The sequence below is a fragment of the Microbacterium sp. PRC9 genome (genome assembly GCF_031844125.1).
In the GTDB taxonomy this organism is placed as follows: domain Bacteria; phylum Actinomycetota; class Actinomycetes; order Actinomycetales; family Microbacteriaceae; genus Microbacterium.
This window is the reverse complement of record NZ_JAUZUR010000007.1, coordinates 101,687-122,921: the sequence shown is the minus strand read 5'-3', so window position 1 is coordinate 122,921 and position 21,235 is coordinate 101,687. Positions and strand designations below refer to the sequence as shown.

The 21,235-nt window shown below is 69.3% G+C and carries 22 protein-coding genes; 5 read left to right on the top strand and 17 right to left on the bottom strand.

Features of this window, described 5'->3' with window-relative positions; translation table 11 throughout:
* Window positions 1–56 precede the first annotated feature (56 nt).
* The 4 genes from Q9R33_RS16460 to Q9R33_RS16445 all read right to left on the bottom strand — a co-directional run bounded on the left by Q9R33_RS16460 (window position 57) and on the right by Q9R33_RS16445 (window position 5,840).
* Complete coding sequence (locus tag Q9R33_RS16460; protein ID WP_396654120.1) at window positions 57–2,099, bottom strand: ABC transporter ATP-binding protein; 2,043 nt, start codon at window positions 2,097–2,099, stop codon at window positions 57–59.
* A complete protein-coding gene (locus Q9R33_RS16455) occupies window positions 2,096–3,829 on the bottom strand; it encodes an ABC transporter ATP-binding protein (protein ID WP_310248385.1) in 1,734 nt (577 codons plus the stop codon). Before Q9R33_RS16455 ends, Q9R33_RS16460 begins: the two co-directional genes overlap by 4 nt.
* 137 nt (window positions 3,830–3,966) lie before the next feature.
* Window positions 3,967–4,950 carry an aldo/keto reductase gene (locus Q9R33_RS16450; RefSeq protein WP_311294418.1) on the bottom strand — a complete coding sequence of 328 codons (984 nt, stop codon included), beginning with the start codon at window positions 4,948–4,950 and terminating at the stop codon, window positions 3,967–3,969.
* Between the two features lie 86 nt (window positions 4,951–5,036).
* The gene (locus tag Q9R33_RS16445) at window positions 5,037–5,840 is read right to left on the bottom strand and encodes a DUF5684 domain-containing protein (protein ID WP_310248391.1); all 804 of its coding nucleotides are present in this window, start codon (window positions 5,838–5,840) and stop codon (window positions 5,037–5,039) included.
* A gap of 185 nt (window positions 5,841–6,025) precedes the next feature.
* Between Q9R33_RS16445 and Q9R33_RS16440 the strand changes: the two genes are divergently transcribed.
* Both Q9R33_RS16440 and Q9R33_RS16435 read left to right on the top strand, forming a co-directional pair.
* A complete protein-coding gene (locus Q9R33_RS16440; RefSeq protein WP_056370278.1) occupies window positions 6,026–6,478 on the top strand; it encodes a DUF4282 domain-containing protein in 453 nt (150 codons plus the stop codon).
* A gap of 80 nt (window positions 6,479–6,558) precedes the next feature.
* The gene (locus Q9R33_RS16435; protein ID WP_310248395.1) at window positions 6,559–7,287 is read left to right on the top strand and encodes a GNAT family N-acetyltransferase; all 729 of its coding nucleotides are present in this window, start codon (window positions 6,559–6,561) and stop codon (window positions 7,285–7,287) included.
* A 4-nt stretch (window positions 7,288–7,291) separates the two neighbouring features.
* Here Q9R33_RS16435 and Q9R33_RS16430 read toward each other — a convergent pair whose 3' ends face one another.
* From Q9R33_RS16430 to prmC, 13 genes are all read right to left on the bottom strand, one after another.
* Window positions 7,292–8,041 carry a peroxide stress protein YaaA gene (locus Q9R33_RS16430; protein ID WP_311294417.1) on the bottom strand — a complete coding sequence of 250 codons (750 nt, stop codon included), beginning with the start codon at window positions 8,039–8,041 and terminating at the stop codon, window positions 7,292–7,294.
* A gap of 91 nt (window positions 8,042–8,132) precedes the next feature.
* The gene (locus Q9R33_RS16425; RefSeq protein WP_045297537.1) at window positions 8,133–8,393 is read right to left on the bottom strand and encodes a F0F1 ATP synthase subunit epsilon; all 261 of its coding nucleotides are present in this window, start codon (window positions 8,391–8,393) and stop codon (window positions 8,133–8,135) included.
* Between the two features lies 1 nt (window position 8,394).
* Entirely contained in the window at window positions 8,395–9,843 is a 1,449-nt protein-coding gene (atpD, locus tag Q9R33_RS16420; protein ID WP_056370284.1) for a F0F1 ATP synthase subunit beta, read from the bottom strand.
* A 39-nt stretch (window positions 9,844–9,882) separates the two neighbouring features.
* Window positions 9,883–10,779 carry a F0F1 ATP synthase subunit gamma gene (locus tag Q9R33_RS16415; protein ID WP_056370285.1) on the bottom strand — a complete coding sequence of 299 codons (897 nt, stop codon included), beginning with the start codon at window positions 10,777–10,779 and terminating at the stop codon, window positions 9,883–9,885.
* A 21-nt stretch (window positions 10,780–10,800) separates the two neighbouring features.
* A complete protein-coding gene (gene atpA / locus Q9R33_RS16410; RefSeq protein ID WP_056370287.1) occupies window positions 10,801–12,438 on the bottom strand; it encodes a F0F1 ATP synthase subunit alpha in 1,638 nt (545 codons plus the stop codon).
* A 60-nt stretch (window positions 12,439–12,498) separates the two neighbouring features.
* Complete coding sequence (locus tag Q9R33_RS16405; protein WP_311294416.1) at window positions 12,499–13,290, bottom strand: F0F1 ATP synthase subunit delta; 792 nt, start codon at window positions 13,288–13,290, stop codon at window positions 12,499–12,501.
* Entirely contained in the window at window positions 13,290–13,850 is a 561-nt protein-coding gene (locus Q9R33_RS16400) for a F0F1 ATP synthase subunit B (RefSeq protein ID WP_056370292.1), read from the bottom strand. Before Q9R33_RS16400 ends, Q9R33_RS16405 begins: the two co-directional genes overlap by 1 nt.
* A 28-nt stretch (window positions 13,851–13,878) precedes the next feature.
* Entirely contained in the window at window positions 13,879–14,115 is a 237-nt protein-coding gene (atpE, locus tag Q9R33_RS16395; protein ID WP_045297529.1) for an ATP synthase F0 subunit C, read from the bottom strand.
* A 47-nt stretch (window positions 14,116–14,162) separates the two neighbouring features.
* A complete protein-coding gene (atpB, locus tag Q9R33_RS16390) occupies window positions 14,163–14,954 on the bottom strand; it encodes a F0F1 ATP synthase subunit A (RefSeq protein WP_235560275.1) in 792 nt (263 codons plus the stop codon).
* 168 nt (window positions 14,955–15,122) lie between these two features.
* Window positions 15,123–15,626 (bottom strand): hypothetical protein, encoded by a 504-nt coding sequence (locus Q9R33_RS16385; protein WP_056370293.1) that lies wholly within the window; start codon window positions 15,624–15,626, stop codon window positions 15,123–15,125.
* The gene (locus tag Q9R33_RS16380) at window positions 15,623–16,834 is read right to left on the bottom strand and encodes an MraY family glycosyltransferase (RefSeq protein ID WP_311294415.1); all 1,212 of its coding nucleotides are present in this window, start codon (window positions 16,832–16,834) and stop codon (window positions 15,623–15,625) included. Before Q9R33_RS16380 ends, Q9R33_RS16385 begins: the two co-directional genes overlap by 4 nt.
* On the bottom strand, window positions 16,831–17,580 hold the full coding sequence (locus tag Q9R33_RS16375; RefSeq protein ID WP_056370298.1) for an L-threonylcarbamoyladenylate synthase: 750 nt from the start codon (window positions 17,578–17,580) through the stop codon (window positions 16,831–16,833). Before Q9R33_RS16375 ends, Q9R33_RS16380 begins: the two co-directional genes overlap by 4 nt.
* A gap of 58 nt (window positions 17,581–17,638) precedes the next feature.
* Window positions 17,639–18,517, bottom strand: coding sequence for a peptide chain release factor N(5)-glutamine methyltransferase (prmC, locus tag Q9R33_RS16370; RefSeq protein ID WP_310248410.1), 879 nt, complete (start codon window positions 18,515–18,517; stop codon window positions 17,639–17,641).
* A 148-nt stretch (window positions 18,518–18,665) separates the two neighbouring features.
* Between prmC and cysK (Q9R33_RS16365) the strand changes: the two genes are divergently transcribed.
* From cysK (Q9R33_RS16365) to epsC, 3 genes are all read left to right on the top strand, one after another.
* On the top strand, window positions 18,666–19,604 hold the full coding sequence (cysK, locus tag Q9R33_RS16365) for a cysteine synthase A (RefSeq protein WP_045297522.1): 939 nt from the start codon (window positions 18,666–18,668) through the stop codon (window positions 19,602–19,604).
* 92 nt (window positions 19,605–19,696) lie between these two features.
* Window positions 19,697–20,650, top strand: a complete 954-nt coding sequence (cysK, locus tag Q9R33_RS16360) for a cysteine synthase A (protein ID WP_311294414.1) — start codon at window positions 19,697–19,699, stop codon at window positions 20,648–20,650.
* Window positions 20,647–21,231: a serine O-acetyltransferase EpsC gene (gene epsC / locus Q9R33_RS16355; protein WP_310248416.1), complete on the top strand. Its 585-nt coding sequence runs from the start codon at window positions 20,647–20,649 to the stop codon at window positions 21,229–21,231. Before cysK (Q9R33_RS16360) ends, epsC begins: the two co-directional genes overlap by 4 nt.
* Window positions 21,232–21,235: the final 4 nt, after the last annotated feature.

Sequence of the window (21,235 nt, the reverse complement as noted above, 5' to 3'; positions counted from 1 at the left end):
CTCCCCGTCGGAATACGCCGGAACCCATCGCCCCGGCGTCCTCACATACTAGTGGGTTACTCGACGGCGTCTTCGGACTCGGCGAGCGCTTCGACGACGATCTGCGCAGTCGTGGGCGGCGACAGCGGCACGGTCGGCACCTCGAGCGCCTCTTCCTCTTCGGCCGCGCCCTCGAACTGCGCGTTGTAGAGGCGCCAGTACGCGCCCTTCTGCGCGAGCAGCTCATTATGCGACCCCTGCTCGACGATCGCGCCGTTCTCCATCACGAGGATGAGGTCGGCGTCCCGGATCGTCGACAGCCGGTGGGCGATCACGAACGCCGTCCGGTCCTCGCGCAGCCGCGACATCGCTCGCTGGATGAGTAGCTCGGTGCGGGTGTCCACGGACGACGTCGCCTCGTCCAGGATGAGGATGCGCGGATCGGCGAGGAATGCCCGGGCGATCGTCACGAGCTGACGCTCACCCACGCTGAGGTTGGTGGCCTCGTCATCGAGCATCGTGTCGTAGCCGTCGGGCAGCGCGTGCACGAAACGGTCGACGTAGGCCGCCGTCGCCGCGGCGACGATCTCCTCCTCGGACGCCTCCGGTCGCCCGTACGCGATGTTCTCGCGGATGGTGCCCGCGAACAGCCAGGTGTCCTGCAGCACCATCCCGGTGCGCGCGCGGAGGTCGTCGCGCGTCATGCGCCGGGTGTCGACGCCGTCCAGCACGATGCGGCCCGAGTCGACGTCGTAGAACCGCATGATGAGGTTCACGAGGGTCGTCTTGCCGGCGCCAGTGGGCCCGACGATCGCGACCGTGCTGCCAGGCCGCGCGGCCAGCGTCAGCGAGTCGATCAGCGGCTTGTCCTGCGTGTACCGGAATGAGACGCCCTCGAACTCCAGCCTGCTCGCCGACTCCGGCGCGGTCTCGGCCGGGTCGTCGTCGGGCGTCTGCTCCTCCTCGTCGAGCAGTTCGAACACGCGCTCTGCGCTGGCGACGCCGGACTGCAGCAGGTTCGCCATCGACCCGAGCTGGCTGAGCGGCTGGGTGAACTGCCGGGAGTACTGGATGAACGCCTGCACGTCGCCGATGGACATGAGCCCGGCGGCCACCTGGAGTCCGCCGACGACGGCGATCGCGACGTACACGAGGTTGCCGATGAACATCATCGAGGGCATGATCACGCCCGAGAGGAACTGCGCCCCGAAGCTCGACCGGTACAGCTCCTCGTTCTCGGCTCTGAAGTCCGCCTCGACCTCCTTCTGGTGGCCGAACACCTTCACGACCGAGTGGCCGGAGAACGTCTCCTCGACCCGGGCGTTGAGCACGCCTGTCGTCTTCCACTGCTGCACGAAGAGCTTCTGCGAGCGCTTGGCCACGAGCACGGTGATGAGGATCGTCAGCGGGATGGTGACGAGGGCGATGACCGCCAGCAGCGGCGAGATGATGAACATCATCGTGAGAACGCCGATCACGGTCAGCAGGGAGATGACGACCTGCGACAGGGTCTGCTGCATCGTCTGCCCGATGTTGTCGACGTCGTTCGTGACGCGGCTGAGCAGCTCGCCGCGCTGCACACGGTCGAAGTACGACAACGGCAGGCGGTGCACCTTGTCTTCGACCTGCAGACGCAGCCGGTGCATCGCGCGCTGCACCACGCCGTTGAGGATGCGGGCCTGCAGCCACCCGAACAGGCTCGAGAACACGTAGACGAGCAGCACCAGCGTCAGGATCCGCGCGAGCTGGTCGAAGTCGATGCCGGCACCGGGCACGAAGTCCATCGCCGCGACCATGTTCGCCTGGTCCTGATTGCCCGACGCGACGAGCTGGTCGACGACCTGCTGTTTGGTCACGCCCGCCGGCACCTGCAGCGAGATGAAGCCCGCGAACACCACGTTCGTGCCCTCGCCGAGCAGCTTCGGGCCGATCACCGAGAGCGTGACCGACAGGATGCTGAACACGAGCACCACGCAGAGCCGCGGCATGTCCGAGCGCAGGGTCGCGAGCAGGCGCTTCGCGCTCGGACCGAAGTTCTGCGCCTTCTCGCCGCCCGTCGCCTGACCCATGGGGCCGCGGCCGATCGGCATGCGCTGCGGTGCCCGCCCCGGCCCGCTCATGCCGCCGCCTCCGCCGCGAGCTGGGATTCCACGATCTCGCGGTACGTCTCGTTGGCCTCGACGAGCTCGTCGTGTGTGCCGATCCCGACGATGCGCCCGTGTTCGAGGACGAGGATCTGGTCGGCGTGCTGGATCGTCGAGACGCGCTGCGCGACGACGAGCCGGGTCGCGTCGGGCAGGTGGGTATCGAGCGCGCGGCGCAGCGCCGCATCCGTCCTCAGGTCCAGTGCCGAGAACGAGTCGTCGAAGATGTACGACTCGGGACGTTTCACGAGCGCCCGCGCGATCGCGAGGCGCTGGCGCTGCCCGCCCGACACGTTCGTGCCGCCCTGGGCGATCGGCGCCTCGAGCCCTTCGGGCATCGCACGGACGAAGTCGGCCGCCTGGGCGAGCTCGAGCGCGGTCCACAGCTGCTCGTCGGTCGCATCGTGATCGCCGTAGCGCAGGTTCGACGCGATCGTGCCCGAGAACAGGAAGGCGCGCTGCGGGACCAGCCCGACGCGGGTCCAGAGCTCATCGGGGTCGTAGTCGCGCACGTCGACACCGTCGACGCGGACGCTGCCCGCGGTCACGTCGAACAGGCGCGGCACGAGGCTGACGAGCGTCGTCTTGCCCGAGCCGGTAGAGCCGATCACCGCCGTCGTCGTGCCCGGCTCGACGGTGAAGGTCACGTCGTGCAACACGGCCTCCTCGGCGCCGGGGTACGCGAAGTCGACGTGGTCGAACTCGATGCGGCCGGTGGGGGCCGGAGCCGACGCCGCGGTCTCGGGCGCCGACACCGACGGATCGGTCTCGAGCACCTCGCCGATGCGGTTCGCGCAGACTGCGGCGCGCGGGATCATCACGAACATGAAGGTCGCCATCATGACGCCCATGAGGATCTGCATCAGGTAGGTGAGGAACGCGAACAGCGTGCCGATCTGGACGCCGTTGTTCTGCACCTGGAACGCGCCGAACCAGATGACCGCGACGCTCGAGACGTTCATGACCAGCATCACCGCGGGGAACATCAGGGCCATCAGGTTGCCGGCACGCAGACCTGTCGCCTTCACATCGTCGCTGGCGGCCTCGAAGCGGGCGCGCTCCTCACGCTCACGAACGAACGCCCGCACGACACGGATGCCGCTCAGCTGCTCGCGCATGATCTGGTTCACGCGGTCGATGCGCTTCTGCATCTGGGTGAATGCCGGGACCATGCGCCACACGATGAGCCCGACGATGATGAGCAGCACCGGGATCGCCACCGCCATCAGCCACGACAGGCCGACGTCCTGGCTGATGGCCATGATCACGCCGCCGATCGCGAGCATGGGCGCCGAGATCATGAGCGTCGCCGACACCTGCACCAGCATCTGCACCTGCTGCACGTCGTTGGTGTTGCGGGTGATGAGCGACGGGGCGCCGAACTGGCCGACCTCCCGCTGCGAGAACGCGACCACCCGATGGAACAGGTCGCCGCGCAGGTCCCGGCCCATGCCCATCGCGAGGCGCGACCCGAAGTACACCGCGACGATCGCGCACACCACCTGCACGAGACTCACGATCAGCATCACGCCGCCGGTCGACCAGATGTACGGGATGTCGCCGGTGACGACGCCGTTGTCGATGATGTCGGCGTTCAGGGTCGGCAGCCACAGCGACGCGATCGACTGCGCCAGCTGGAAGACGACCACCGCCACGATGAGCGGCCACGCGGGACTCAGATACCGCACCAGGAGCTTGCCGAGCACGACGGTCCTTTCCGGCGCGCGGAGTCATCCGCTCACGCGGACCGCGCACGGATAGCGACGCTACGCCTGCGTGCGTTCCGCCGACAGTCCGGCACCTACGCCGTCGGCGAACTCGCCCGACGCGGTGCGTCGAGGCGTCAGGCGGCGGCCTCCGGCGGCGGGAACAGCGCGTCGATCGCCGCAAGGTCCGCGGCCGTCGGCGTCCACGCCGAGGCCGCCGCGGCGTTGCCGCGGACCTGCTCGAGAGTGGTCGCACCCGCGATGACGCTCGACAGCGCCGGACGCGACAGCAGCCACCCGAAGGTCGCCTCGAGCATCGTGATGCCCCGCTCGTCGCAGAACGCCCGATATCCCTCGAGTGCCTCCCACGGCGCGTCGTCGTAGATGTGGCGACGCTGCCGGATGATGCGCGTGTCGGCCGGCGCGGCATCCCGCGTGAACTTCCCGGTCAGCAGCCCGTTGTGGAGCGGGAAGTACGGGAAGAAGCCGAGACCGTAGCGCTCGACGGCCCGCAGCACGTTCCGCTCGGCTCCGCGCGCCAGCAGGCTGTACTCGTTCTGCGCCGAGACGAAGGGCACGCCGTGGCGCATGAGCGCGGTGAAATGGCCCTCCGCGACCTGCCAGCCCGAGAAGTTCGTGTGCCCGATGTAGCGCACCTTGCCCTCCCGGACGAGGTCGCCGAGCGCGTCGAGCGTCTCCTCCATCGGCGTGTCGTTGTCGGGCACATGCAGCTGGTACAGGTCGATCCACTCGGTCTTCAGGCGGGTGAGGGATGCCTCGACCGCGCGCCGGATGTACGACCGCGAGCCCTTCGCGCCCGACGGCGGGTAGCCCATGTCGCGGCCGGGATGCCCGAACTTGGTCGCCAGGACGACCTGGTCGCGCCGCCCCTCAAGCGCCTCCCCCATCAACGTCTCGGACTGCCCCGGATCGCCGCCGTACATGTCGGCGGTGTCGAGGAACGTCACACCGGCGTCGATGGCGGCGTCGAGCACCTCCCGCGTGCCGTCGAGCGTCTCGGTGCGGGTGCCGGGGCGACCGAAGTTGTTGCAGCCGAGGCCGACGGCGGAGACGAGCAGGCCGGACGCGCCGACCCGGCGCAGGGGAACAGTCGAGGTCATGCGTCCACGCTATCCCCGGATGCGGATGCCGCCGCCCGGGGTGAAACGACAGCCCCTCGCCATCGGGCGAGGGGCTGTCGATGCGGTTACGGCTTGGGCGCGTCAGGCGCCGGCGGCTCGGTGGTGGGCGGCTCGGACGGGGGCGGCGGCGTCACCGGGGGCTGTGCGGCCGGAGGCGCTGCCGTGGGCGGCGGCGTGACCGGGGGCTGTGCGGCCGGGGGCTGGGCAGCGGGCGGCGGCACCGGAGCGGCGGGCGCGGCCGGGGGCGCGGGCGGCGGCGTGTAGCCGGCGGGAGGCGCGGGCGGCGTGTACCCGGCCGGCGGCTGGTAGCCCGCAGGGGCGCCGTAGCCGGGAGCGGTGGCCGGGTTCGGCGGGTAGCCGCCGGCCGGTGCCTGCGCGGGGACGCCCGACCACACGGTGTTGTCGGCGAGGAAGGTGCCCGCCCACGGGGCTGCGGGGATCGCCGTGTTCCAGCGCGAGCGGTCGAACGCGTTGATGCCGAGCCACACGATGGCGAGGAAGAAGTAGAGGATGAGCCAGACGGCTTCCTTCTGCAGCTTCAGGCCCACGCGCCAGGCGGCGAGGAGCGTGTAGATGAAGGCGGCGATCCCGATGAGGGTGCCGAGCACCGGAACCCACCCGAGTACGACGGCGCCGCCCCAGAGGATCAGCAGCCACCACGGGTTGAGGTCGCCGAGCTTGACGAAGATCAGCGTGTTGTAGACCGGCACCCATGCACGCCAGCGGCCCTGGACGCCGGCCTTGTCGAAGACCTTCATGAGGAACCACGAGCCGATGACGTATCCGGCGATCGCGAGCAGGAAGAGGAAGGGAGCGAGCACGAGCCAGGCGATGAGCGCCCCAGCTCCGCTGCCGTCGTTGTAATCCATGTGGAGCGACCTCCGAGAGAGTCGGTTCGGGGAGCGCCCAAGCGCGCCCACGGAGCCCCTGCTCCGCTCGACACATGCTAGCGACGCTCTCAGCTGCCTGTCAGCATTGGCGCCCCATATCAAGGGGATGGCCCGCTGAGGCGGCGGTGGATACCCTGAGCAGATCTCCCGACCGAAGGGCTGCCATGACCGACCAGACTCCGTCCGCCTCGACTCCTCCGCCGCTGCCCCCGCAGTCCGCAGCCGACGCCGCGCGCGCGGCCGATCCTGACGACACCGGTGTCCCGACGGTCCGCGGTGAGGTCAACGAGGTCGGCCGAGGGTTCTTCTCGGCGCTGTTCGACCTGTCGTTCCGCACCTTCATCACGCGGCGACTGGCGAGCGTGTTCTACTTCGTCGGCCTGATCGCGATCGCCATCGGCTTCATCGTGTACTTCGTCGGCGGCATCATGAGTGCGATCTCGGTGATGTGGCTGAACGTCGGCGCCGGCATCACCGGGCTCGTCGCGACCATCATCGTGGTGCCGGTGGTGACGTTCCTCGCGATCATCCTGCTCAGGTTCATCATCGAGGCGGTCGTCGCCCTCATCGCGATCGCCGAGAACACCGAGCGCACCGCCGAGCACACGAAGCGCTGACCCGGCGGCGTCATCGCACGTGTTGCGTGCGGTGACGCCGGGCATTTGCGGCGACGGGACGGCAGGCGCAGAGTGGGCGGGTGCCCGATGCCTCCCTCGCCCCCGTCCTCGATGCCCCGCACGCCGATGCCACCGTGCTCGACAACGCCCCGTGGCACGCGCTCACCGGTCCGCACGCCTCGTTCGCGATCGGCGACGACCTCGTGCGCCGCTATCCGGAAGACGTGGCGCCGTTCGTCGCGGTGCGCTCGTGGGACGAGCCGGCGGTGTGGCAGGCGCTCGTCGACCTCGTGGGCCCCGGTGCCGAGATCGGGCTGTCGGGGTACGAGGGCGAAGTGCCGGTGGGATGGGAGGTCGTCGGCCAGGGCGAGGGGGTGCAGCTCGTCGAGACCGACGCGCTGCGACCGCAGCCCTATCCCGAAGCGATCGTGCTGGGCGCCGACGACGTTCCCGAGATGCTCGCGATCGTCGAGCGAAACCAGCCCGGCCCGTTCCGGCCGCGCACCTACGAGCTCGGACGGTACATCGGCATCCGCCGCGACGGCCGGCTGGTCGCAATGGCGGGCGAGCGCCTGCACCCCGAGGGCTGGACCGAGATCAGCGCCGTCGCCGTCGACGCCGACCACCGCCGTCAGGGGCTCGCGTCGCGACTCGTGCTCGACGTCGCCTTCCACATCCAGGAGCGCGGCGACCGCGCACTGCTGCACGCGGCGGCGTCGAACGTCGGGGCGATCGCCGCGTACGAGCGTCTCGGCTTCGCGCTGCGCCGCCGCAATCGCTTCTCGGCGGTGCGCACGCCGACCGCGTAGCAACTCAGGCGAAGAGCTCGAGTTCGCCGGCGGCGGTCTCGCGGACGCGCAGGCCCGCAGCATCCGCCCATGTCAGGAAGGCCGCGGCAGACCCGATTCGTGGGCGATCCTCTGCCAGCCGGCGCACGAGCGCGCCCTTCGCGTGCTTGTTGAAGTGGTTGAGGGCGCGCACGGCGCCGTCGGCGCCCTCGCTCACGACCCGCACGTACCGCGAGGCGACGCCGGCCGGTACGGGGCCGAGCCCGACGTAGGCCTCGGAGCGGAGATCGAGCACGAACCGCGGCGCGAGCGCAGCGAGAGCGGCGGTCACATCGGCGCTCCACAGTCGCCGCAGCGGCGGCACGCCCGGAAGAGACGTGGCGGCGCCGAGACGGTACGCCGGGATCGGATCCAGCGCGCCCACCGGCCCGAACGGGGCCGAGTGCACGAGGACATGGGCTCCCAGCCAGCGACGTCCGGCGGTGGAGACGGATGCTGCATCCAGCGCGTCGAAGAGGACACCGGTGTAGCGGTCGATCGCCGCCATGGTCGGTGCTTCGCGCAGCACGGCGTTCACGGCGACCTCGCTGCGCTGCTGGGGGCCGAGCTTGAGGACGCGTGCGGCGTGCTCCTCATCGGCCGAGAGGGCGACCAGGGCCGTCACGACGGCGTCGCGCTGCGGTGCGAGCTCCGGCAGCGCGAGTCCTGCGGCATCCAGCGGCGCGCGTCTGCCGCCGGTCCGCTTCGTCTCGGACGGGGGCAGCAGGATCAGCATGGCTCTCCCTGGCGGGGCTCGGGGCGACGTCGCCGGATGAAACGACTCGGCCGATCCCCGAGGGGACCGGCCGAGTGCGAATGATGGTCGATCAGGAGATCAGTGCGGCGTTTCCGGCCACGATCGTGAGATCGTCGCCCTCCATCGACAGGAACCCGTCCTGCGCGTTGGCGATGATCTTCGTGCCGGACGTCTCGGTGATGCGCACCTGACCCTCGGCGAGGATCGCGAGCACCGGCTCGTGGCCGGTCATGAAGCCGATCTCGCCCTCGACGGTCTTGGCGACGACGAGCGACGCCTCCCCCGACCAGACCTCCGCGTCCGCGGAGACGAGGCTCACCTTGAGCGGCATGTCAGCCGTTCTCCTTCTGGATGCGCGCCCACTGCTCTTCGACGTCGGAGATGCCGCCGACGTTGAAGAACGCCTGCTCGGCGACGTGGTCGAAGTCGCCCTTGACGATGGCGTCGAACGACTCGATGGTCTCCTTGATCGGAACCGTCGAGCCCTCGACACCGGTGAACTTCTTCGCCATGTAGGTGTTCTGCGAGAGGAACTGCTGGATGCGGCGCGCGCGGGAGACGACGATCTTGTCCTCTTCCGAGAGCTCGTCGACACCGAGGATCGCGATGATCTCCTGCAGCTCCTTGTTCTTCTGGAGGATCTGCTTGACGGCCGTGGCCACGCGGTAGTGGTCCTCACCGATGTAGCGCGGGTCGAGGATGCGGCTCGTCGACGTCAGCGGGTCGATGGCGGGGTACAGACCCTTCGACGCGATCTCGCGCGACAGCTCGGTGGTCGCGTCGAGGTGCGCGAACGTCGTGGCCGGCGCCGGGTCGGTGTAGTCGTCGGCGGGGACGTAGATCGCCTGGAGCGACGTGATCGAGTGACCGCGCGTCGAGGTGATGCGCTCCTGGAGGACGCCCATCTCGTCGGCGAGGTTCGGCTGGTAGCCCACTGCGGACGGCATGCGGCCGAGCAGCGTCGAGACCTCGGAACCGGCCTGCGTGAAGCGGAAGATGTTGTCGATGAACAGCAGCACGTCCTGCTTCTGCACGTCGCGGAAGTACTCCGCCATCGTCAGGGCCGACAGGGCCACGCGCAGACGCGTCCCCGGCGGCTCGTCCATCTGGCCGAAGACGAGCGCGGTCTTGTCGAAGACGCCCGCCTCCTCCATCTCGCCGATGAGGTCGTTGCCCTCACGGGTGCGCTCGCCGACACCGGCGAACACCGACACACCGCCGTGGTCCTGCGCGACGCGCTGGATCATCTCCTGGATGAGGACAGTCTTGCCGACGCCGGCACCGCCGAACAGGCCGATCTTTCCACCCTGCACGTACGGGGTGAGCAGGTCGATGCTCTTGATGCCGGTCTCGAACATCTCGGTCTTGGACTCGAGCTGGTCGAACGACGGCGCCTTGCGGTGGATGCCCCAGCGCTCGGTGATCTCGATCGTCTCGCCCGGCTCGCCGTTCAGGATGTCGCCGGTGACGTTGAACACCTTGCCCTTGGTGACGTCGCCGACGGGGACCGTGATGGGGCCGCCGGTGTCGCGCACCTCCTGGCCGCGGACCATGCCGTCCGTCGGCTTGAGCGAGATGGCGCGGACGAGGTCGTCACCGAGGTGCTGAGCGACCTCGAGCGTGATCTCGGACGCGTCGTCGCCGATCACGATCGTCGTCTTCAGCGCGTTGTAGATGTCGGGGATCGAGTCGTGCGGGAACTCGATGTCGACGACGGGGCCGGTGACGCGGGCGACGCGCCCGACGACCGCCGTCTCGGTCTTGTCAGCGGTGAGGCTCATGGCTTCTTCTCTTTCGTGTGGTCTGTCTGCGCAGGAGCGTTACTTGCCCGAGGACAGGGCGTCGGCTCCGCCGACGATCTCGGCGATCTGCTGCGTGATCTCGGCCTGGCGCGCGTTGTTGCGCAGGCGCGTGTAGTCGGTGATGAGCTTGTCGGCGTTGTCGCTGGCGGACTTCATCGCCTTCTGCGTCGCGGCGTGCTTCGCGGCCGACGACTGCAGGAGTGCGTTGAAGACGCGGCTCTGGATGTACACCGGCAGGAGCGCGTCGAGCACGGTCTCGGCGTCCGGCTCGAACTCGTACAGCGGGTAGACCGCTGCCGAGGACGACTCCTCCGCCTCGACGACCTCGAGCGGGAGCAGTCGCACCGTCTCGGGCGACTGCGTCATCATGCTGACGAAGCGGTTGTAGACGAGGTGGATCTCGTCGACGCCGTTCTCTTCGCCGCCGCGGTCGTACGCGTCGAGCAGAGTCGCCGCGATCTCCTCCGCCGTGGTGAAGTGCGGGGTGTCGGTGTCACCCGTCCACTCGGCAGCGCTCTCCATGCGACGGAACTGGAAGTACCCGACGGCCTTGCGGCCGACAAGGTAGAACACCGGCTCCCGGCCCTCCTCGCGCAGCAGCTGCGCGAGCTCGAGGCCCTCTCGGAGGATCTGCGAGTTGAACGCGCCCGCGAGACCGCGGTCGGACGAGAAGATCACGACCGCGGAGCGGCGGATCGTCTCTCGTTCGACGGTCAGCGGGTGGTCGACGTTGGAGTGCGTCGCCACGGCGGAGACGGCACGCGTCACGGCCCGCGCGAAGGGCGACGACGCGCGCACACGCGCCATCGCCTTCTGGATGCGCGAAGCCGCGATGAGTTCCATCGCCTTCGTGATCTTCTTGGTCGTCTGAGCAGAAGAGATCTTCTGCTTGTAGACCCGGAGTTGTGCGCCCATGTCTGCTAGCCCAGGCCCGCCTTAGCGGCGGCCCTTGACGATCTTCTCCTGGTTCACGTCGTCGGCCTGCGCAGCCGCGACCTCTTCGTGGCCGGGCTTGGTGATCGACTGGCCCTTGCCGGCCTGGAACTCGAGGATGAACTCGTCGGTCTTCTTCGCCAGCTCGGCCGCGGTGTCGTCGTCGAGGACGTTCGTGTCGCGCAGGGTGTCGAGGATCGTGGTGTTGCGACGCAGGTAGTCGAGCAGCTCGCGCTCGAACGCCAGCACGTCCTCGACCTCGATCGAGTCGAGCTTGCCGTTGGTGCCGGCCCAGATCGAGACGACCTGCTCCTCCACCGGGTACGGCGAGTACTGCGGCTGCTTGAGCAGCTCGGTCAGACGCGCGCCGCGGGCGAGCTGGCGACGCGAAGCGGCATCCAGGTCGGAGGCGAACATCGCGAACGCCTCGAGCGAGCGGTACTGGGCGAGCTCGAGCTTGAGCGTGCCGGAGACCTTCTTGATCGACTTGACCTGGGCGTCGCCGCCGACTCGCGAGACCGAGATGCCGACGTCGACTGCGGGGCGCTGGTTGGCGTTGAACAGGTCGGACTGCAGGAAGATCTGGCCGTCGGTGATCGAGATCACGTTGGTCGGGATGTACGCCGAGACGTCGTTGGCCTTGGTCTCGATGATCGGAAGACCGGTCATGGAGCCTGCGCCGAGCTCGTCGGACAGCTTCGCGCAACGCTCGAGCAGACGCGAGTGCAGATAGAAGACGTCACCCGGGTAGGCCTCGCGGCCCGGCGGGCGGCGCAGGAGCAGCGACACGGCGCGGTAGGCCTCGGCCTGCTTCGACAGGTCGTCGAAGATGACCAGGACGTGCTTGCCCTCGTACATCCAGTGCTGGCCGATGGCCGAGCCGGTGTAAGGCGCGAGGTACTTGAAGCCGGCGGGGTCGGAGGCGGGGGCCGCGACGATCGTCGTGTACTCCAGCGCGCCGGCGTCCTCGAGGGCACCCTTCACGGCCGCGATGGTGGAGCCCTTCTGGCCGATCGCGACGTAGATGCAGCGCACCTGCTTGTTGACGTCGCCCGACTCCCAGTTGGCCTTCTGGTTGATGATCGTGTCGATCGCGATGGCCGTCTTGCCGGTCTGGCGGTCGCCGATGATGAGCTGGCGCTGGCCGCGGCCGACCGGGATCATCGCGTCGATGGCCTTGATGCCGGTCTGCAGCGGCTCGTGCACCGACTTGCGCTGCATGACGCCCGGCGCCTGCAGCTCCAGGGCGCGGCGGCCGACGGTGGCGATCTCGCCCAGGCCGTCGATCGGGTTGCCGAGCGGGTCGACGACGCGACCGAGGTAGCCGTCGCCGACGGCCACCGAGAGCACCTCGCCGGTGCGGGTGACCTGCTGGCCGGCCTCGACGCCGGAGAAGTCGCCGAGGACGACGACACCGATCTCGTGCTCGTCGAGGTTGAGGGCGAGGCCCTGCGTGCCGTCGCCGAACGTCACGAGCTCGTTCGCCATGACGCCGGGCAGGCCCTCGACGTGGGCGATGCCGTCCGCGGCGTCGACGACGGTGCCGACCTCGGTGGCCGCAGCCCCGGTGGGCTCGTAAGCGGCGACGAAGTCCTTCAGCGCGTCACGGATGACATCAGGGCTGATAGTGAGATCTGCCATTGTTTTCCTTCGTTCAAGGGGCCTCGGCCCCGAAATCTCCGCGTGAGCGGGAAGTCTGTGTCAGCCGGCGAGCCGCTGACGGAGGTCGGCCAGGCGCGACGACACGCTCGCGTCGATCACGTCGTCCGCGATCTGCACGCGCACACCGCCGACGACGGTCGGGTCCACGATGGTGTTCAGCGAGACCGGCGTCCCGTAGCGCTTGGTGAGCGCGGCCGTGAGGCGCTCGCTCTGCGCGGCGCTGAGCGGGGCCGCCGCCACGACGGTCGCGACCGCGCGGTTGCGCTGGTCGGCGACGAGTCGCGTGGCGCGCGCCAGCAGCTGACGCACGCGGCGCTCGCGGGGCTGGCGGACCAGGGAGGACGCGATCAGCGTCGCCCCCGCGCTCGCGCGGCCCGCAAGGAGCCTCTCGACGAGCGTGCCCTTCGCGGCGGAGTCACCGAGCCGGCTCCCCAGTGCGAGCTCGAGCTGGGGGTTGTCGGCGACCGCCCGCGAGAACGCGAACAGTTCGGCCTCGACGTCGGCGTTCGCGTCGGCGACAGCGGCAGCACGCACGGCGAGCTCCTCGATGCCGTCGACGAGATCGCCGGACGAGGACCACCGCTCGGCGACGGCGGCCGTCAGCAGCGACGCCGTCGTGGGCTTCACAGCCTTGCCGAACACGTCGGTGACGACCTTGCGGCGCGCCTCGCCCGACGCGGCGGAGTCGGCGAGCGCGCCGCTCAGCTGCGACGAGTCGCCCACGGCGCGCGCCACGGCGAACAGCTCGCCGGCCACGTCGAGGTCGACGCCCGACGCGGCGCGCAGCGCCGCGGTCGTCGCCGCCAGGGCCTGAGTGGTCGCGCTGCCCATTACGCCTTGGCCCCTTCGGACTCTTCGAGCTCGGCGAGGAAGCGGTCGACGACGGCCTGGGCCTTCTTGTCGTCGGACAGCGTCTCACCGATCACGCCGCCGGCGAGGTCGAGAGCGAGCGTGCCCACCTCGCTGCGCAGCGAAACGAGTGCCGTCTGGCGCTCAGCCTCGATCTGCGCGTGCGCGGTCGTGGTCAGGCGCGCGGCCTCCGCCGAAGCGGTCTCCTTGGCCTCGGCGACGATCTTCTTGCCGTCCTCGCGGGCGGCGTCGCGGATCTCGCCGGCCTCCTTGCGGGCATCGGCGAGCTGCGCCGTGTACTCCTCGAGGGCGGCCTCGGCCTTGCGCTGGGCCTCGTCGGCCTTCGCGATGTTGCCCTCGATGGCAGCGGAGCGCTCGTCGAGCAGCTTCTTCATCCGAGGAAGGGCGACCTTCCAGAAGATGACCAGGATGACGATGAAGCACACCGACGACCAGATGATGTCGTACCACGCGGGAATCAGAGGGTTGTGCGCCGCTTCGGCGCCCTCTTCCGCGGCGTACGTGACAAGAGCGTTCAGCATCCTGTCTCCTTAGACGAGAGTGTGGCGATCAGAAGCCGAAGATGAAGCCGGTCGCGATGCCGATGAAGGCGAGCGCCTCGGTGAAGGCGATACCGATCCACATGAGGACCTGCAGGCGGCCGGCCAGCTCGGGCTGACGGGCGACGCCCTCGATCGTCTTGCCGACGACGATGCCCACGCCGATGGCCGGGCCGATCGCGGCGAGGCCGTAACCGACGGTGGCGATGGAGCCGGTGACCTCTGCGAGAACCGTAGTTGCGTCCACGGGGGTGTTTCCTTTCAGTTGTGGGCGGCGTGCGAGCCGTCCCGCTTTCAGTGCTCTTCGGCGACCGCGAGCTGGATGTAGACCGCGGTGAGAAGGGCGAAGACGTAGGCCTGGAGGACGGCCACCAGGATTTCGAACAGGGTGAAGACGAAGCCGAACGCGAGGCTGCCGGCGCCGAGGATGGACCACCAGCCGCCCATGTCGAAGATGAAGAACTGCGTGGCCGCGAAGAACAGCACCAGCAGCAGGTGGCCGACCATCATGTTCATGAGGAGTCGGAGGGTCAGCGTCACCGGCCGGATGATGAACGTCGAGATCAGCTCGATCGGCGTGACGATGATGTAGATCGGCCACGGCACGCCCGACGGGAAGAGCGAGTTCTTGAAGAAGTTCTTCGGGCTCTTCTTGATGCCGGCGTAGATGAACGTGACGTAGCTCACGACCGCCAGCGTCAGCGGCACCGCGATGATGCTCGTGCCGGCGATGTTCAGGAACGGGATGATGCCCGTGATGTTCATGAACAGGATCATGAAGAAGAGCGTCGTGAGGATCGGCAGGAAGCGCTGGGCGTCCTTCTTGCCGAGCAGGTCTTCGCCGATGTTGACGCGGACGAAGTCCAGTCCCATCTCGACGAGGCTCTGGAAGCGCCCCGGTACGACACGCATGCGCCGCGTACCGAGCCAGAAGATCACGACGACGGCGATCGTGGCGAGGAACTGGATGAGGTGGATCCGAGTGATCGGAACACCGGCCAGATTGAAGAGGACCTCAGGGAAGAACTCATCGATCGAGGGCCCGTGGAAGACGGGCGGTTCATCCGTGGCAAAGGGGGCGATCAGGGTCGCAGCATGAATAGACAGCGCTGGCTCCAGCTTCGGGGCACCGGTCGAGAACCGTTGCGACGATGGTCGATGAGCGTCACTCCGCAAGTACTCGTCAAGCGAGTGGGGCGGGCGCTCGTTCAGCCTATCAAACTTGTGAGGTCGCTGAATCCGCGGGGCGGCGGATCAGGATCCGGAGGACCCGTCGTCGCGCCTGTCCCCCGCGTCGGGGTCGGTCGGAAGCTCCACATCGCTCACGTGGGGCACCCGCATGCGCACCATCACGACGACGTCCACGGCCAGTGAGGCGAGAACGCTCACGACCGCTGCGACGAAGAACACCCTCGGCTCGATCCAGGGCTGATCGCGAAGGACGAGCAGGATGACGATGAACACGACGAACTTGAGGATCCACCCGCCCATCACGATGCCGAAGAAGATCGGCACGTAGAGCGGGTCGCCGAACCAGCGGTTCGCGATGAGGATGCTCGCCCCGGTGATGCCGAGGAAGACCGCGGCGACCAGGACGCCGGCGAGGGCGCTCCAGAGGCCCGTCGTGCCCGCGACGAGGAAGCCGACGATCGCGCCGATGACGGCGAGGATCGCGGTGACCGAGCCCGACCACACCAGGACGGTGCGCAGGATCGGGGTGCTGGAGATCGGGGTGCGGGGGTTCGGGCTGGTGCTCATCGGGCGTCCTCCTGTGCGGGCGCGGGATCGGGCTGCGGTTCGGGTTCGGGTCGGGGATCGACGGCGATCGCCGCGGGTGCGGGGCGCCGGCGCGAGGGAAGAAGGGTGACGACGAGGCATGCGGCGATGCCGACGATGCCGTAGAAGACGCCGAAGAGGTAGTCCCCCGGCCACTGGAGGGTCGTGCCGATGTACATCAGCAGCACCGACAGGCTCACGAGCGCCGTCCACGCGTAGAAGATGAGCACGGCGTCGCGATCCGTGTGGCCCATGTCGAGCATGCGGTGGTGCAGGTGCTTGCGGTCGGGCGAGAACGGCGACTTGCCGCGGCTCATGCGCCGCACGACGGCGAGGCCGAAGTCGAGCAGCGGCAGCAGGACGACGACGACCGGCAAGAGGATCGGGATGAACGCACCGAGGAGCTGCGAGCGGCCGAACGCGTCGTTGTCGGCGATCATCGCCGGGTCGAAGTTGCCGGTGATCGAGATCGCCGAGCACGCCATCAGAAGGCCCAGCATGAGCGCGCCGGCATCTCCCATGAACAGGCGCGCGGGACTCCAGTTCAGCGGGAGGAAGCCGATGCAGGCGCCGATGAGCACGGCGGCGATGAGCGAGGACAGCGTGAAGTACGTGCTCGAGCCGATGTCGCGGAACACCATGTAGGAGTACGCGAAGAAGACGCCGTTCGCGATCAGGCACACGCCGGCGACGAGACCGTCGAGACCGTCGATGAAGTTCACCGCGTTCATGACGACGACGATCGAGAAGACGGTGAGGGTGAAACTCGCCCAGCTCGAGAAGATCGTCATGCCGCCCAGCGGCAGCGTGTAGATCTGGAGCTGTCCGAACCACGCGATCACGCCGGCGGCGAGGAACTGCGCGCCGAGCTTGATCATCCAGTCGAGGTCCCACAGGTCGTCGAGCACGCCGACGACGACGATGAGCGCGGTCGCGCCGAGCAGGGCATACATCTGCTGGGGCTGCGCCCAGACGATGGAGAAATAGGGATGCTGCGACGACACCGCGAACGCCGCCAGCACGCCGAGGAACATCGCGATGCCGCCGAGGCGCGGTGTGGGGGTCTTGTGGACGTCGCGTTCGCGGATGCCCGGATACAGCTTGTACTTGAGGCTGAGTCGCCACACCGCCCACGACAGGACGAAGGTGACGGCCGCCGTGAGGAGGATCGTGAAGACGTACTGCTTCACGAGCGGTCGGGTTCCGGCGCCTCGGGCGCCGCAGCCTCTTCGGCCGGAGCATCCGCGGCGTCGGCGTCGGGCTCGGCACCCGGGTCGGGCTCGAGGAGGTCGCCGAGCACGTCGCGCAGCTGCTCGCGGCTGACCGCGCCCTCACGCAGCACGCGCACCTGGGGCTCGTCGCCGACGACGAGGCTGGTCGCGTCGATGATCGTCGACGGGATGCCGGTCTTGGACGGTCCGTCGCCGAGGTAGACGGCGACGCTGTCCTTCAGCATCCCTTCCGCGTCCTCGGCGGTGATGCCGGCCGCCATGCCGGTGAGGTTGGCGCTCGAGACGGCGAGCGGACCGGTCTCTTCGAGGAGCTCGAGGGCGATGCGGTGCGCCGGCATGCGCACGGCGACGGTGCCGCGGGTCTCGCCGAGATCCCATGACAGCGACGGCTGCGACGGCAGCACGATGGTCAGGCCACCCGGCCAGTACGCCTCCACGAGGCGTTCGACCGGCTCGGGGACCTCGGCCACGAGCGCGCGCAGCGTCGTGAGTCCTGCGACGAGAACGGGCGGCGGGGACTGGCGTCCGCGCCCCTTGGCCGCCAGCAGGCGCGCGACGGCGGCGTGGTCGAAGGCGTCGGCGGCGACGCCGTAGACGGTGTCGGTGGGGATGACGACGAGCTCGCCGCGGCCGATGGCCTGGCGCGCCTGGCGCATGCCGGTGAGCAGCTGCGCCTCGTCACGGCAGTCGTAGATGGGGGACATGTCAGAGGAAGTCTAGTTGCGCGGCCGCGGACGAACGCTCCGAGACCGGGACGGGCGATCAGGGATGCAGGGCGGTGGTCGCGCGGTCGCGCATCGTGAGGTCGGGGTGGGTCGCGGCGGCACGCCAGCCGTCGGCCTCGAGGATCCCGCGGATCGCCTCGCCCTGCCACTCGCCGTGCTCGATCACGATCAGACCGCCCGGGTGCGCGAGCCGCAGGCCCACCCCGCTCAGCACGCGGACGACGTCGAGGCCGTCCTCTCCCCCGTACAGCGCCGCGGGCGGGTCGAAGAAGCGGACTTCCGGATCGCGCGGGATCGCAGCATCCGGAACATACGGAGGATTGGATGCCACCACCGAGACCGTGCCGTCGAGCTCACCGAACGCGTGGGCGAGGTCGATGAAGGCGAGCGTCGCGTTGTCGGCGCCGACGTGCGCGAAGTTCTCCTTCGTCCACACGAAGGCGTCGACCGAGTTCTCCGCGGCGTAGACGCGTGCGTGCGGCACTTCGGTCGCCATGGCGAGGGCGATCGCGCCGCTGCCGGTGCCGAGATCCACCGCGATGGGAGACGCGGATGCTGCGGCCCGCAGCGCGTCGATCGCCAGCTGCGCGACGACCTCGGTCTCTGGGCGCGGCACGAACACGCCGGGGCCGACCCGCAGCTCCAGGTGGCGGAAGGGTGCCGTCCCGATGATGTGCTGCAGCGGCTCGCGGGTGGCGCGGCGGGCGACCAGCTCGTCGAGGCGGGAGGCGTCGGCGGCGGCCAGGCGATCGCCGCGGATCGCGGCCGCCTGCACTCCCCCGCGCCCGGAGCCGAGCACGAAGGCGGCGAGCAGCTCGGTGTCGACGGACGGATCGGTGACGCCGACCTCGGCCAGACGCGCGGCGGCGCGGCGGAGGGCATCGGAGAGCAGGGGGGATTCGTCGGGAGAAGCCATGACCGCATCCACTTTAGGGCCGGCTCCGTGCGAGGCGCGCAAGAGGGTACCGCGTGCGCGCCACCCTTTCGTCACAGAAGGACTCATGGAAAACACCGCCCCCTAGGCTGGTGCTCGATTCAGCCGAGAACCCGCGAAAGGTCCCGACATGACCGGCATCCATCCCGACATCACTTCCGCATTCGGCAACACGCCGCTGGTACGCCTGAACCGCGTCACCAACGGTGCCGGCGCAAACGTCCTGGCGAAGCTCGAGTTCTACAACCCCGCCTCGAGCGTGAAGGACCGCCTGGGAATCGCGATCGTCGATGCCGCGGAGGCCTCGGGCGAGTTGAAGCCGGGCGGCACGATCGTCGAGGCGACCAGCGGCAACACCGGCATCGCGCTGGCGATGGTCGGTGCGGCGCGCGGGTACCGCGTGGTCCTCGCGATGCCCTCGTCGATGTCGATCGAGCGCCGCCTCCTGCTGAAGGCCTACGGCGCCGAGCTCGAGCTCACCGACCCCGCCGGCGGCATGAAGGGTGCGATCGCGAAGGCCGAGGAGCTCGTCGCCGCCATTCCCGGTGCGATCCTCGCCCGCCAGTTCGAGAACCAGGCGAACGTGGAGATCCACCGCAAGACCACCGCGGAGGAGATCATCCGCGACACCGACGGCCAGATCGACTACTTCGTCGCCGGCATCGGCACGGGCGGCACGATCACCGGCGTCGGCCAGGTGCTCAAGGAGCGCGTGCCCGGCGCCAAGGTCGTCGCCGTCGAGCCGGCCGACTCGCCGCTGCTCACGAAGGGCACGCCCGGCCCGCACAAGATCCAGGGCATCGGCCCCAACTTCGTCCCGGCGATCCTCGATCAGGGCGTCATCGACGAGGTCATCGACGTCGAGTTCCCCGACGCGATCTCGACGGCACGCGCCGTCGGCGCGCAGGACGGCATCCTGGTCGGCATCTCGTCTGGTGCGGCGATCTGGGCGGCGCTCCAGGTGGCTGCACGCCCCGAGGCCGCCGGCAAGAACATCGTCGTCATCGTCCCCTCGTTCGGCGAGCGGTACCTGTCGACCGCGCTCTACGAGGATCTGCGCGAAGATTGAGTCGTCACGACGGCGCGCCGGCCGCCCCGACCCCGTCGGGCGCCGGCGCGCCGTCGCCGTCTTCGCGCACCGCTGATCCGAGGGAGTTCCACGTGCCCGGCATCCATTCCGACATCACCACCGCCTTCGGCGAGACACCGCTCGTGCGGCTCAACGCGCTCACGCAGGGCCTCGGGGCGGAGGTGCTCGCGAAGCTCGAGTTCTACAACCCGGGCTCCTCGGTCAAGGACCGCCTCGGCTACGCGCTCGTCGAGGCCGCCGAAGCCGCAGGAGAACTGCTCCCGGGCGGCACGATCGTCGAGTCCACGAGCGGCAACACCGGTATCTCGCTCGCGCTCATCGGCGCCGCGCGCGGCTACCGCGTCATCCTGACGATGCCCGCCTCGATGTCGAAGGAGCGCCGCACCCTCTTGAAGGCGTTCGGCGCCGAGCTCGTGCTCACCGACCCCTACAAGGGCATGACCGAGGCGGTCGAGGCGGCCCGGCGCATCGTCGCCGAGACCCCCGGGGCCATCCTCGCGCGCCAGTTCGAGCACGAGGCGAATGCGGCGATCCACCGCAAGACCACCGCCGAGGAGATCTGGCGCGACACCGAGGGCCGCGTGGACTGGTTCGTCGCGGGTTCGGGCACGGGCGGCACGATCACCGGCGTCGGTCAGGTGCTCAAGGAGCGCAACCCGGACGTCAAGATCGTCCTCGTCGAGCCGAAGGACTCCCCCGTTCTGACGGAGGGCCGCGCCGGCGGGCACCGGATCCAAGGCATCGGACCGAACTTCGTCCCCGAGGTGCTCGACCGCTCGGTCGTCGACGAGATCTTCGACGTCGAGTTCGATGACGCGATCACGGTCGCGCGCGAGCTCGCCACCCGCGAGGGCATCCTCGCCGGGATGTCGGCCGGCGCCGCCGTGTGGGCGGCGCTCCAGATCGCCGCGCGCCCCGAGGCCGCCGGGCAGCGCATCGTCGTGATCGTGCCCGACTCCGGCGAGCGATACCTGTCGACCGCTCTGTACGAGCACCTGCGCGAGCCGGAGGCCCAGACCAAATGACCGACGAACGCATCGGATTCCTCGCCCGGGCCCGCGAGGACGTCGCCGCGGCGAAGCTGCGCGACCCCGCGGCGCGCGGCGGCCTCGAGATCGCCGTGCTGTACCCCGGCCTGCACGCGATCTGGGCGCACCGCGTGTGGCACGCCCTGTGGACGCGGGACTTCCGCTTCGTCGCGCGCGCCGGGTCGCAGATCACCCGGTGGCTCACCGGCATCGAGATCCACCCCGGTGCCACGATCGGCCGTCGCTTCTTCATCGACCACGGCATGGGCGTCGTGGTCGGAGAGACCGCCGAGGTCGGCGACGACGTGATGCTCTACCACGGCGTCACGCTCGGCGGCCGCCAGCGCGAGGGCGGCAAGCGCCACCCCACGATCGAGGACGGCGTCGCCGTCGGCGCCGGCGCCAAGATCCTCGGCCCGATCACGATCGGCGCCGGATCCGTCGTCGGCGCGAACGCGGTCGTCACCAAGGACGCGCCCGCCGACAGCGTGCTGGTCGGCGTGCCCGCGAAGCCGCGCGCCCGCCGCGTCGGCGACGACACCCGTGCCCTGCTGACGACGCCCGAGTACCACATCTGACGCC